An 11,838-nucleotide genomic window follows, 5' to 3' on the forward strand; every position below is an offset into this window, starting at 1 on the left:
GCTCGGCCTGCCCTCGTCTCATCAATCGCTATAACCACCGGCATACAGGCGCGCAAATCGGCCTTTATTCGTAGGCCGGAAAGCCTCACCATTGACGGTTTTCCCGGAGGCCTGAGCAATGGAACGCATCGTGATTTTGGGCAACGCCGGCAGCGGTAAATCAACCCTGGCTCGCGCTATCGGTGAGCGCCTGCAAATACCTGTCGTCCATCTGGACACACTGTTCTGGGAGCCCGGCTGGGTCGAACCGGATGCCGAGCAGTTTCGCGCGCGGGTCCGCCAGGCCGTGGCGCCGGACGCCTGGGTGTGCGAAGGCAATTACTCGCGACGCACCTTCGACCTGCGCATGCCGCGTGCGCAGTTGGTGATCTGGCTCGACACCCCGAGAACGGTATGCCTGAAGCGGGTGCTCCTGCGCAGCGTCATGAACCGTCCGCGCCCAGACCTGGCGGCCGGTTGCCGCGAGAAGCTGGACCGCGAGTTCCTGACCTTCCTCAAGTACGTCTGGACCTACGACAACGACTATCGGCCGTCCATCGAGGCGATGCGCGTGGCCGTCGGCGGGCATGTGCCGGTGATTCACCTGCGCGGCAAACAGCAGATCGCCGCGTTCCTCGACAGTCTGCCCGCTGGCGCGACCATCCCCTACTCGTCCAACAAAGGCGAACAGCACCATGCGTGAACGAAAATCGGCCCGCCTGCTGGTCATGAGCCCTGCCTGTACCGTGCTGTTGTTCCGCTTCGTGCACAAGGACGGCCCGTTGGCGGGCGATGATTACTGGGCCACCCCGGGCGGCGGCGTCGAGCCGGGGGAAACCTTCGAGATGGCGGCCATTCGCGAACTGCGCGAGGAAACCGGCATCCACATCGACGCCGTCGGCGCCAGCATCGCCGAACGGCGCTTCCCGTTACAGCTGCCCTGCGGCGAGTGGGTGACATCGGTTGAGGAGTACTTCGTGGTGTATGTGGGCAGCCAGGCGCTATCGAACAGCGAGTGGACGGCGAACGAAACCAAGGTCATTGCGGACGCTGACTGGTGGTCTGCCGAAGCGTTGAGAACCACGGAGAAGACGGTTTGGCCAGAGAACCTGGTGGCGATGCTGGAGCGCGCCGGGGTGTTTTCAGCGGTGACCTCACACTGATCAAAACCAATGATGAGAGCATTCATCACGAAAGGTTTGACAAAAAACTAGCGCACAAGCATGATCGCCCTCAATAAATGCAATGCAAAGGAGAGCTCTCATGAAGGTTACCCTGGAAATTCAGGACAACATCCTCGGCGCCTTGATCGAACGCAGCAGTGCGACTGGCGTCAGCACCGAAGACATGCTGAACAGTTTGCTGGCGAAGGCCCTGGAACAGCCGGTACACGAATCTGTCGATCTCGATCTGGCCATTGATAGCGCGCTAGTTGGCGTGCGGATGGTGCCTTTCGGCACAACGTTCCTGGTGGAAGACATAATGCCTACCGGCCTGTGGCAAACGATGTCACCGGGTGATCGCAAGTCGTTTGGTAAAAACTTCCGCAAGCGGGTCGAGGAAGCCAAACTCGCTGTATGGGATTCCCGCACCAGTGGCAACAAAGCTGTATATCGCCGCCCCCAGGCATAAACCGATAAGGCGTTATCAAATGACTTTGCGCGAAAAACTGCTCGACGCTGTAATCGATGGCCAACTGGGCAACGGCTTGGTCGTGACTCGCCAGGCGTTCATCCATCATTTCAAGGAGGTGACCGAAAGCTATACCGGCGTCTTCCTGGCCAACTCCGAAATCAGCCAGGATCACAGCCCCACCTACGAGAAATTTACTCAACGCCTGGAGGTGGGCGTCTATCGGATCCACCCGCAAGCGCTGCTTGAGCGCATGAACGAGCGCAAACTGGCTTAAGCCAATCCGTCGCCCTCCTCTTCAATTCATCAACGCGGCAGCCCCCAGCAACCCCGCCAACCCGAACAGGCACACCACGCCCACGGCATAGGCGATGGTGCGCCAGGGCTGCCAGCCGCCCAGGTACATCAGCGTGTGCAACAGCCGCGCGAGGGTAAAACCACAGAACATCCAGGCTGTCGCCACCTGCGACGTGTTCAGCAGCACGCACACCCCACCCAAAACCCAGAACAGCGGAATGTTCTCCAGATCGTTGGCCCAGGCCCTGGCCGCCCGCCGAACCGGCGGCAGCTCTTGTTCGCGTGCAATGCCGTGCAGAAAGCCGGCGTCTTCGGGGTTGCTGAACGCCCGATGGCGGAGGCGGAAAAAGCCCTGGTAGCACGAGATCGCGAACATCTTCACGAACAGCACCAGCACGCACAACACATACAACGCCAGCAGGCTGCTCATTCAACCGCTCTCGGCCGCGCGAAACCTTCGATCACGATGTACAGCAACGGCCCTATCGAAACAAACACCGCCGTGAGCAGAAAATACGGCCACAGCGCTGCCAGGCCGCGACCCTTCGCCCGGGCATCGCGGTACATCCACACGCAGGCCATGGCGCCGAGCAGGTACAGATCGATCAGCACCTGCGCCGTGCCTGGGCGCGACAGCAGTTGCCGGCCGAACGCGAGCAACGACTGCTCGGCGGTCAGCAGGGTGAACAGCGTGTAGAGCGTGAACGCCAGCAGGGCAAACAAGGCCAGGTACGGCTTGGGCATGGTCTCCTCCCAGGAGAATCGGGTTGCACAACGATGCTGGCAACTTAATGATAGGGCTCCGCTGCCGGCAATGACCTCGCAGGTCATCGACGGCGCCCGCCGCACTTGCCAGAGTTGCCCGATGAACATGCCGCTGCCGTTTCCCCGCTCCACGCCGCCGGTAGCCGCCGGCGAGCAACTGCGCCAGTTGCGGCGGCAGGCGCAATTGAGCCAGCTCGACCTGTCGTTGCTCAGCGGGGTGTCGCAGCGGCACCTGAGCTGTATCGAAACCGGCCGCGCCCAGGCCAGCCCCGGCACCCTGCATAACCTGCTGATGGCCCTGCAGGTGCCGCTTGAGCAGTGCAATGCAGTGTTCCTCGCTGCCGGCTACGCGCCGCGCTATCAGGCGACACCGCTGGCCTCGGCGGCAATGGATGCCGTACGCGGCGCCCTCGACCATCTGCTGCATGCCAACAACCCCGCCCCGGCGATTGTGCTCGGCAGCAACTGGGAGGTGGTCGCGGCCAATGCCAGTACTGCGCTGCTGTTCGACCTACTCGACTTGCCGGTAGACATGAGCAGCGGGCTGAACCTGCTGGTGACCCTGCTCGAACCCGGCGGGCTCGGCGACCACCTGCTCAACGCCGAGGAAATCCGCGCCGTGGCCTGGCAACGAGCGTCACGCGAGGCGCTCGGCAACCCGGTACTGGCCAGCCTGCTCGCCCAGTTGCCGCCCCCCGCGCACCCTGCCGTCGATGCCAGCGAGCTAACGCCGCTAGTGCTGACCCGGATCGGCTCGGCGCATGGCGAGCTGCATTTCCTCTCGACGTTCACCACCTTCGGCATGCCGCAGGACATCACCCTGGCCTCGCTGCGCATCGAGCATCTGATTCCGGCAGACAGCCGGACCTGGCAGGTGATGCGTTCGGCGTTCGAGGCATCGATCAGGAAACCACGTTGATGTCATTCTTCACGACCACCATCACCTGAAGGGACTCGTTGGCCCGACACCTCACGCCCCCTTGCAGTGATCGTTCACACCAACGATTGCCGTCGCCCCAATCTCCTAGGTATTATCGAGAACGATTCACAATACCAACCGGAATAGCGATCGGTGCAACCTCCTCCTTCCAGCAAGCTGGCGTTCTTTTTCAGCGATCACCATCGCTGGCTGTTGCACCACATCCAGCAGCGTCTGCGCAATCATGCGGACGCTGAGGACACCGCTGCCGATACGTTCTGCCAACTGCTCTCGGCGCGCGTCGACCCGGACAGCATCGAGCAGCCACGGGCCTACCTGTCGACCATTGCCCGCCGGCTGATCTACGACCGGCACCGCCGGCGCAAGCTGGAGCTGGCGTACCTGGAGCGGCTGTCGGCGCTCCCCGAGGCCCTGGCGCCGTCGCCGGAAGAGCAACTGCTGTTGCTTGAAGCGCTAGTGGCCATCGACCGTGCGCTCGGCGACCTGCCGCAGGTGGTCAAGGCCACGTTCCTCTATAGCCAGCTCGACGGCCTCAGTTACGTGGCCATCGCACAGCAGCTGGGCATTTCCGAACGCACGGTCAGCCGCTACATGAAACAGGCCTTGCGCCAGTGCTACCTGAGCGAGCTGGCGCTATGAGCACACTGCGCCTGGACCCGCTCAGCGAGCAGGCCATCGACTGGATGGTACGCCTGAATGCCTGCACTCCACCGGCCCCTGCCCTGCTGGCGCGCTTCAACGCCTGGCTGGACCAGGACCCGGCCCATGGCCAGGCCTGGGCACGCTTGCAGGAGCGCGTCGGCGGCTCGTTCAATACCGTGCGCACGCTGGAGCGACGCCTGCCCGGCCAGGCCGGCGAGGCGCGCCAGGTGCTGCTGCAACCGCACGCCTCGCGCCGCGATGCCCTGCGCATGCTCGGTGGCCTTGGCCTGCTGGGCGGCGGCCTCTGGCTGGGCGCCCAAACCCACTTGGGCGACTCGCTGCTGGCCGACCTGGCGACCGGCCGTGGCCAGCGCCAGGACTTCGACCTGGCCGATGGCAGCCGCCTGAGCCTGAACGCCAGCAGCGCGGTAGACCTGCGCTTCGACGACAGCCAACGGCTGGTGATCCTGCGCCACGGCGAACTGGTGATCCAGGTCGCGCCCGACCCGCAACGGCCGCTGCGCGTGCGTACTGCCGAAGGCGATGTGCGCGCACTGGGCACGCGCTTTCTGGTGGAACAACAGGCGCAGGCCACCCGCGTGGTGGTGCTGCAGCATTCGGTACAGCTGCGCCTGCGCGACGGCAGTAGCCGCGACTTGCAGGAAGGCCAATCGGCGCTACTGCAGGCGCGGCAGATCGTGCCACTGGCCGGCGACCAGCGTTATCGCGCCGACTGGATCAGCGGCCGACTGAATGTGCTGGACGATCCCCTGGAGCAAGTAGTCGACGCACTGCGGCCCTACCAGCGTGGTTTTGTCCGCGTCGCGCCAGAGGTGCGCAGGCTACGTGTGCAAGGCGTGTTACCGCTCGACGAGCCGGAACGGGCACTCGCGGCACTGGCCGAAACACTGCCGATCCGGGTCGATCGCTATGGCCCTTGGTTAACCCTGATTGGTGCGAAGTAACCCGATGGACATTATTTTTTGAAAATCGATCTTATTTGTGTCCGGTTTTCATTTCTCGTCCCACCTATCTCCTGACACTTTCACATCCTTCAGGAGAACGCTGTGCTCAACCCGTGGCCCCATGCCCTTTCCGTTGCCGCTGCACTGGTAACCCTGGCCAGCCCTGCCCTGGCGCAGGCGCAAGACCTGACCTTCAATCTGCCGGCCGGCCCGCTGGCCAAGACCCTCAATGCGATTGCCAGCCAGAGCGGCCAGATCGTCTCGCTGGAGCCGGCGCTGGTGCAAGGCAAGCAGGCGCCCGCCGTGATCGGCCAGATGTCGCCGGCCCAGGCCATGGACCGCGCCCTGAGCGGCAGCGGCTTGCAACTGCGGATTACCGCACAGGGCAACTTCAGCATCGAGCCGGCCCCCGAGGCCGGCGCGGCGCTGCAACTGGAGGCCACCAGCATCGTCGACCACCGCCTCGATCCGACCACCGAGGGTAGCGGCTCGTACACTGCGCGGGCGGTGACCATCGGCAAGGGCGTGCACAGCCTCAAGGAAACCCCGCAGTCGGTGACGGTCATCACCCGGCAGATGCTCGACGACCAGAACCTGAACACCATCGAACAGGTCATGGAGAAGACCCCGGGCATTACCGTTTACGACTCGCCCATGGGCGGCAAGTATTTCTACTCCCGCGGTTTCCGCATGACTGGCCAGTACCAGTACGACGGTGTGCCGCTGGATATCGGCAGCAGCTATGTACAGGCCGACAGCTTCAATAGCGACATGGCGATCTACGACCGGGTTGAAGTGCTGCGCGGTGCGGCGGGGATGATGAAGGGCGCCGGCGGCACCGCCGGTGGGGTGAATTTCGTGCGTAAGCGCGGCCAGGAAACCGCGCACACCCAACTGTCGCTGTCGGCCGGGCGCTGGGACAACTACCGTGGCCAGGTCGATACCGGCGGGCCGCTGAACGATGCCGGGACCTTGCGCGGTCGCGCCGTGGTGACCCAGCAGAGCCGGCAGTATTTCTATGACGTGGCCGAGCGTAAGGACCAGATCTACTACGGCGCCCTCGACCTGGACCTGAGCGACGCCACTACCCTGGGCATCGGCATGGCCTATGAAGACGTCGACGCCACCCCATGCTGGGGCGGCCTGCCACGCTACGCCGATGGCAGCGATCTCAAACTCAAGCGCTCGACCTGCCTGAACACCGCCTGGAACAACCAGCGCAGTAAACGCAGCACCTATTTCGGCGACCTCAAGCATCAGCTCAACGATGACTGGGCCGTGAAGGTGGCCGGGGTCTATTCGAAAAATACCCAGGACATGGAATACGCCTTCCCGAGCGGCGCCGTACCGCTGGGTGCCAGCCGTTCGAGCACCCTGATGCTCGGCAGCACCTATGACTACGAGCAGGTCGATTACGGCCTGGACGCCTACCTGGATGGCAAGTTCGACGCGCTGGGTCAGCAGCATGAGCTGACTGTCGGCGCCAACGCCAGCCGCTCGCACAAGGACGACTTCTACGCCGTCGCCGCGCTGCAGCAACGCCAGGATGTGTTCAACCCCGACCATCACCTGCCGCAGCCGGACCCGAGCTACTACCTGGCCAACGCCAGTCGTGGCGGGCCGGTGGACATGCGCATCAAGCAGTATGGCGCCTACTCCATCGCCCGCCTGAAACTGGCCGACCCGCTGACCGTGGTACTGGGCAGCCGCGTGAGCTGGTACAAGTCCGACACCGACAGCGTCGCCTACTGGCGCGGCGAAGGTACACCGAACCCTTCGCAGTCGACCGAAACCGGGCAGGTCACACCATTCGCTGCGGTGCTGTTCGACCTCAACGACAACCTCACGGCGTACGCCAGCTACGCCGATATCTTCACGCCGCAGGGTGGCTACAAGAGCATCGATGGTGGCACCCTGAAACCGCTGATCGGCCAGAGTTATGAGCTGGGGATCAAGGGTGAGTGGTTCGAGGGTCGCCTCAACTCCGCGTTCACCCTGTTCCGCACGATTCAAAAGGATGCCGCCCAGGACGCCCCGGCGTGCCCGGACAGCAGTTGCCAGCTGAACTCGGGCAAAGTTCGCGCCCAGGGCTTCGAAGCCGAAGTCAGCGGCGAGGTGATCGACCGCCTGCAACTGCTGGCCGGCTACACCTACACCCAGACCAAGAAACTGGAGGATGCCGACGCCAGCCAGAATGGCGTCGACTACAACTCCTACGTGCCGCGTCACCTGTTGCGGGTGTGGGGCGACTACGCGCTCAGCGGTCCGCTGGAGCGCGTGAGCATCGGTGCCGGGGTGAATGCGCAGAGCAGCAACTATCGAGTCTCGCCGCTGGGTGGCGATAACATCACCGAAGGCGGCTACGCGGTGTGGAACGCGCGTATCGGTTACCGCATCGACGACACCTGGTCGCTGGCGCTCAACGGCAACAACCTGTTCGACCGTCGCTACTACACCACGGTCGGTACCGAGGGCTTCGGCAACTTCTACGGCGAGCCGCGCAACATGACCCTGTCGGTGAAAGCCGACTTCTGATCAGGCGCTCAGTGCGGGCCTTTTTCCGCGGGTTTGCCACTGATCATCGGCAGCTCGAAGCCCCACTCACCATGCTGATACCAATCCTCGCCGATCATTTCGGCGGGGTGCATGGTACGGTCGGCGCCGTTGCCGCAGGCCAGGGCCGTGGCCGCACAGTAGCAGTCGCAGCCCCAACAGATCCGCTCGGGGTGTTTCGGGTTGACGGGAAAAGGTTTGACCATCGCTGCGGGCTCCCTGCTCCAGGCTGGACGAAACCGTAACCTACTCCGCCAGCCCAGTGGCAACCTTGACCCCAATCAAACCTTTCCCGCACAGGCCAACCGCCCAAGTTCGAGCACTGGCCGGGCTCGGCGCCTGCGCTGACCGTGATGGGTCGGATTGCGTTTTGCACAAGGCCAGGAGGCAGGCACAAGGACGTTGATCGCCGTCAGGGAGGCTGACGCATAATCGGGATAGCGCAGATTTCCACTCGCTGTGTGCGGGGCAAACGCAGCATATGTGCTGGATGAACGAGAGGAATAAAAAATGGCAGGGGCGGCTGGATTCGAACCAACGCATGGCAGGATCAAAACCTGCTGCCTTACCGCTTGGCGACGCCCCTGTAGATGTTGCGACGAGTGCTGTGCACTCCTTTTGACGTTGCAACGTTGAACGCTGCAAGAGTGGGCGGAAATTTATCAATTTTTGCGCCGTGTGGGAAGCCTTAAACCGAAAAAATCATTTTTAAAACAGCTATTTGCTGGTTCAGCCGAATAAAACCAGCGAGCTTGGGCCGCTAGTCAGCGGGTCTGCATTGCTGATTAAATGCGAACATGAAGTTTCAGGATGTTACAACGGCCATCATGAACGACTTGAGAAATGGATCTTTCTCCGCCCCCAGCGCCCTCCACACCAGTACCCGTCGGCGCACATTGATCGCCGGTTGCAGTGCCCATGCGGTGCATGACGGCCTAACCGACCTGATCTATGTGCTGCTGCCGTTGTGGCAACTGCAATTCGGCCTGAGCTACGCGCAAATCGGTCTGCTGCGCGGCGCCTACTCGGGGACGATGGCCGTGTTCCAACTGGTGGCGAGCCGAATCGCCAAGCGCTGGGGTCGTGAACGGCTACTGATCGGCGGAACGGCACTCGCCGGCGGCGCTTACCTGCTCGTCGGGCAAGCCACTGGGCTATCGCTGCTGCTGATTGCGCTGATGCTTGGCGGCCTGGGCGCAAGCCCACAGCATCCGCTGGCTTCTTCGATCATTAGCGACTCACATGAGAATGGCGGCAAGGTGAAAGAGGCCCTGGCGCAATACAACTTCGCCGGCGACATCGGCAAGATGTTGATCCCAGGGCTGGTGGGCCTACTGCTCACGGTGATGACCTGGCAGGCCAGCGCCAGCCTGATGGGCCTGCTTGGCCTGCTGGCGGCCGGCGTGCTGTGGTGGCTGCTACCGACGCCGCTACCAGCGGCGCACACACCGCTCAAGGCTGGCACCGCCGTTACCGGCAAAGGCTCCAAGAACGGCTTGCACGCGCTGCTGGCGACGGGCACGCTGGACAGCGCCGTACGCATGGGCTTTCTGACCTTTCTACCGTTCCTACTGACCAGCAAAGGCGCTGGCACCGCCGGCATCGGCCTGGCCCTTAGCCTGTTGTTTGTCGGCGGCGCCTTCGGCAAGTTGCTGTGCGGGTACCTGGGCGCACGCATCGGCATGATGAAAACCGTCTGGCTGACCGAGTCGGTCACCGCCCTGTCGATCGTGCTGGTGGTGTACTTGCCGCTGACTGCGATGATGACGATGTTGCCGCTTCTGGGGCTGGCGCTGAACGGTACCTCCTCCGTGCTGTATGGGGTGGTGCCGGAGCTGGCCGCGCCCGGTAGACGAGAGCACGCCTTCGCGCTGTTCTACACCGGCACCATCGGCGGCGGTGCGTTGGCGCCGGTCGTGTTCGGCCAGCTCGGGGATGCCACTTCAATCCCCTTTGCACTGCTGATCCTGGCAGCCACGCTACTGCTTACACTGCCACTGTCGTGGCAGGTGCAGCGCGGGCTGACACCTGCCTGACAGCGCAGCTCAATGCAGGTGTCGGTCGATGGCTGCAGCGGGTAGGCCCAAAACCGGGCCAGCCGAGATGGATCTGAGTAGCCAGGCAAGTAAGTCATTACGCAGCAGGCTGCCAGAAATACGTATTGCCGGATGCTCCGGTAGAAGAATCAGCTTTGAAGGTATCGTTGACAACGTCTATTCCGTGCGCAAAGACAATGAATGCCGATACAAGGATCGCATGGCCTCGGTGATCGCCTCGATGGACGCGTTGTATTGCTCGACGCTCATACTGGCGACGTTGGCCTGATGTTCCTTCAGGCCATGAGTGGCGATGACAGCAAGCTCTTTCGACAAGCCTGCACCGATCCCGCTCCAGCCTGACAGGCGCACGCCGCGCATGTAACCGCTGCACCAGTCTTCAACCATCACCAAGGGCTGCATGGATGTCGGGCTGGCGACGAACAGCGGTTCGAACGCGTCGCAGGCCTCGAACAGGTCATTGGCCACACTGTTCATGTAGCGCATCAACAGTGCATAGAAGGCCTCTTCCTCGGCTTCCCGCTTGAGTTTCTGTGTACGACCGCCAATCACATGTAGCCAGTCGCTCGGGTCGATGAACTCGGCCGAACTGACCAGCGCCACAAAGAAGCCGTCAAGCTCGGACAGGGTCCGAATGGCCTTGTCGCTGCCATACTTGAACAGCAAGTCGTCGAGCCTAGTCATTTCCTTGTCGCTCAATGGGTGCAGAAATACGGTATCCATGGCGTCGTCCGGGTCGGCATCGTTTCACACACCTTAGCTCAAGCAGCCGCTCTGGCACGTGACATTTTCCGTATTGCCCAGTACCGGGCGCAGGCTCCTTCAGCGGGACGTGGCCGGGTGGCGACCGTAACCGAGCATGGGCCCATAGAGGTCGGTACGCCGTTCGGCCAGCATTGTGCTCTGACGCCGCTGCCGGGCGCTGGTCAGGTCGATCTCGGCGTAGAGGATTACTTCGCTCTCCAGCCCGGCAATTTCAGCGATCGGCCAGCCATCGCTACTGGCGATCAGCGAACTGCCTTGATAGCGCGTGCCGCGTTCGCTACCGATCCGGTTGGCGGCAGCGATGAAGACACTGTTTACGTGGGCGCTGGCAACAGTCAGATGAAAGGCCATGCTTTCATCGCCCGCGCCCTTCTGCGGGATCGGTGACCACTCCCAGCTATTCAGGCTGCAGATGATGTCGGCACCTTGCAGGGCCAGAAGGCGTGGGACTTCCGGAAACCAAAGGTCGGAGCACAACATCAAGCCGATACGGCCAAGCGGTGTTTCGAAAACCGGGTAGCCCAGATTGCCAGGAGAGAACCAGCACGTTTCCTCGCCGAGCAGATGGGTTTTGCGGTAGTGCCCCAGCAGTCCGTCCGGGCCGAAAAGCACGGCGCTGTTGTACAGCTTGAAGCCTTCACGCTCGGCAAAGCCAGCCACCAGGTAAACCTTATGCTCGTTGGCGAATGCCTCCCAGAGTCGCAGGCTCTGGCCATCGGCCAGGCTTTCGGCATGAGCGAAGGCTTCGCCACGGGTCTGAAAGGCCCGGCCGGTGTTGGCCAAGGCCGGCAATACCAGCAGCTTGGCCCCCTCATGGACGGCCTCTTCGGCAAGCTCGATGCCCTTGCACAGGTTGTCGTCGCGATGATCGATGCCTACTTGCGGGTCGAACTGAATGACGGCGATGCGCACTGGGCTGGCAGGAATTGTTTCTACAGACATGAGGTCTTCCTTCTTTTCCGTGTGAGAAGAACGTCAGTAGACCTATTTTCTTTGCGGGGTTGACAGTCAGGCATTTCCGCTCAGGTCGAGGGAAATTTCGCATGGCGTAGTGGGAAGGTTCTTCTATGAAATGGCCTGATACATCGTCAAGCCAGCCCATACAGGGTAGGTACTCCCGCTCAGGCTTTTTCAGCCCATAAAAACAAAACCCCTACCTGCTTAGCAGATAGGGGTTTCGGAATTTAATCTTGACGATGACCTACTCTCACATGGGGAAACCCCACACTACCATCGGCGATGC

General features: G+C 62.3%; 14 protein-coding genes and 1 tRNA gene. 9 read left to right on the forward strand and 6 right to left on the reverse strand.

What is annotated here, in order from left to right; genetic code table 11:
* Positions 1 to 118: 118 nt before the first annotated feature.
* From DCO48_RS12270 to DCO48_RS12285, 4 genes are all read left to right on the forward strand, one after another.
* Entirely contained in the window at positions 119 to 682 is a 564-nt protein-coding gene (locus tag DCO48_RS12270; protein WP_116550873.1) for an AAA family ATPase, read from the forward strand.
* Positions 675 to 1,142, forward strand: coding sequence for an NUDIX hydrolase (locus DCO48_RS12275; protein WP_116550874.1), 468 nt, complete (start codon positions 675 to 677; stop codon positions 1,140 to 1,142). The genes DCO48_RS12270 and DCO48_RS12275 overlap by 8 nt, the downstream gene beginning before the upstream one ends.
* A gap of 100 nt (positions 1,143 to 1,242) precedes the next feature.
* Complete coding sequence (locus DCO48_RS12280; RefSeq protein ID WP_165840764.1) at positions 1,243 to 1,611, forward strand: DUF1413 domain-containing protein; 369 nt, start codon at positions 1,243 to 1,245, stop codon at positions 1,609 to 1,611.
* A 19-nt stretch (positions 1,612 to 1,630) separates the two neighbouring features.
* Entirely contained in the window at positions 1,631 to 1,888 is a 258-nt protein-coding gene (locus DCO48_RS12285; protein ID WP_116550876.1) for a hypothetical protein, read from the forward strand.
* A 21-nt stretch (positions 1,889 to 1,909) separates the two neighbouring features.
* On the opposite strand, the gene DCO48_RS12290 is transcribed toward DCO48_RS12285, so the two are convergent.
* Both DCO48_RS12290 and DCO48_RS12295 read right to left on the reverse strand, forming a co-directional pair.
* Entirely contained in the window at positions 1,910 to 2,338 is a 429-nt protein-coding gene (locus tag DCO48_RS12290) for an MAPEG family protein (protein ID WP_116550877.1), read from the reverse strand.
* Complete coding sequence (locus DCO48_RS12295; RefSeq protein ID WP_116550878.1) at positions 2,335 to 2,652, reverse strand: DUF2834 domain-containing protein; 318 nt, start codon at positions 2,650 to 2,652, stop codon at positions 2,335 to 2,337. The genes DCO48_RS12290 and DCO48_RS12295 overlap by 4 nt, the downstream gene beginning before the upstream one ends.
* 121 nt (positions 2,653 to 2,773) lie before the next feature.
* On the opposite strand from DCO48_RS12295, the gene DCO48_RS12300 reads away from it, so the two are divergent.
* The 4 genes from DCO48_RS12300 to DCO48_RS12315 all read left to right on the forward strand — a co-directional run bounded on the left by DCO48_RS12300 (position 2,774) and on the right by DCO48_RS12315 (position 7,755).
* The gene (locus DCO48_RS12300; RefSeq protein ID WP_371919503.1) at positions 2,774 to 3,592 is read left to right on the forward strand and encodes a helix-turn-helix domain-containing protein; all 819 of its coding nucleotides are present in this window, start codon (positions 2,774 to 2,776) and stop codon (positions 3,590 to 3,592) included.
* A 153-nt stretch (positions 3,593 to 3,745) separates the two neighbouring features.
* Positions 3,746 to 4,252 (forward strand): sigma-70 family RNA polymerase sigma factor, encoded by a 507-nt coding sequence (locus DCO48_RS12305; protein ID WP_116550880.1) that lies wholly within the window; start codon positions 3,746 to 3,748, stop codon positions 4,250 to 4,252.
* Positions 4,249 to 5,220, forward strand: a complete 972-nt coding sequence (locus tag DCO48_RS12310; RefSeq protein WP_116550881.1) for a FecR domain-containing protein — start codon at positions 4,249 to 4,251, stop codon at positions 5,218 to 5,220. Before DCO48_RS12305 ends, DCO48_RS12310 begins: the two co-directional genes overlap by 4 nt.
* Positions 5,221 to 5,322: 102 nt before the next feature.
* Positions 5,323 to 7,755 (forward strand): TonB-dependent receptor, encoded by a 2,433-nt coding sequence (locus DCO48_RS12315; RefSeq protein ID WP_116550882.1) that lies wholly within the window; start codon positions 5,323 to 5,325, stop codon positions 7,753 to 7,755.
* A gap of 8 nt (positions 7,756 to 7,763) precedes the next feature.
* Here DCO48_RS12315 and DCO48_RS12320 read toward each other — a convergent pair whose 3' ends face one another.
* Positions 7,764 to 7,979, reverse strand: coding sequence for a DUF3079 domain-containing protein (locus DCO48_RS12320; RefSeq protein WP_116550883.1), 216 nt, complete (start codon positions 7,977 to 7,979; stop codon positions 7,764 to 7,766).
* A 305-nt stretch (positions 7,980 to 8,284) separates the two neighbouring features.
* Positions 8,285 to 8,359, reverse strand: a tRNA-Gln gene (locus DCO48_RS12325).
* A 241-nt stretch (positions 8,360 to 8,600) separates the two neighbouring features.
* Here DCO48_RS12325 and DCO48_RS12330 point away from each other — a divergent pair.
* The gene (locus DCO48_RS12330; protein WP_116550884.1) at positions 8,601 to 9,809 is read left to right on the forward strand and encodes an MFS transporter; all 1,209 of its coding nucleotides are present in this window, start codon (positions 8,601 to 8,603) and stop codon (positions 9,807 to 9,809) included.
* Between the two features lie 177 nt (positions 9,810 to 9,986).
* Here DCO48_RS12330 and DCO48_RS12335 read toward each other — a convergent pair whose 3' ends face one another.
* Together DCO48_RS12335 and DCO48_RS12340 are read right to left on the reverse strand one after the other, a co-directional pair.
* Positions 9,987 to 10,553: a UPF0149 family protein gene (locus DCO48_RS12335; RefSeq protein WP_116550885.1), complete on the reverse strand. Its 567-nt coding sequence runs from the start codon at positions 10,551 to 10,553 to the stop codon at positions 9,987 to 9,989.
* Positions 10,554 to 10,652: 99 nt separating this feature from the next.
* Entirely contained in the window at positions 10,653 to 11,537 is an 885-nt protein-coding gene (locus tag DCO48_RS12340) for a nitrilase family protein (RefSeq protein WP_116550886.1), read from the reverse strand.
* Positions 11,538 to 11,838: the final 301 nt, after the last annotated feature.

The sequence above is a fragment of the Pseudomonas sp. SDI genome (assembly GCF_003105155.1).
GTDB lineage: Bacteria > Pseudomonadota > Gammaproteobacteria > Pseudomonadales > Pseudomonadaceae > Aquipseudomonas.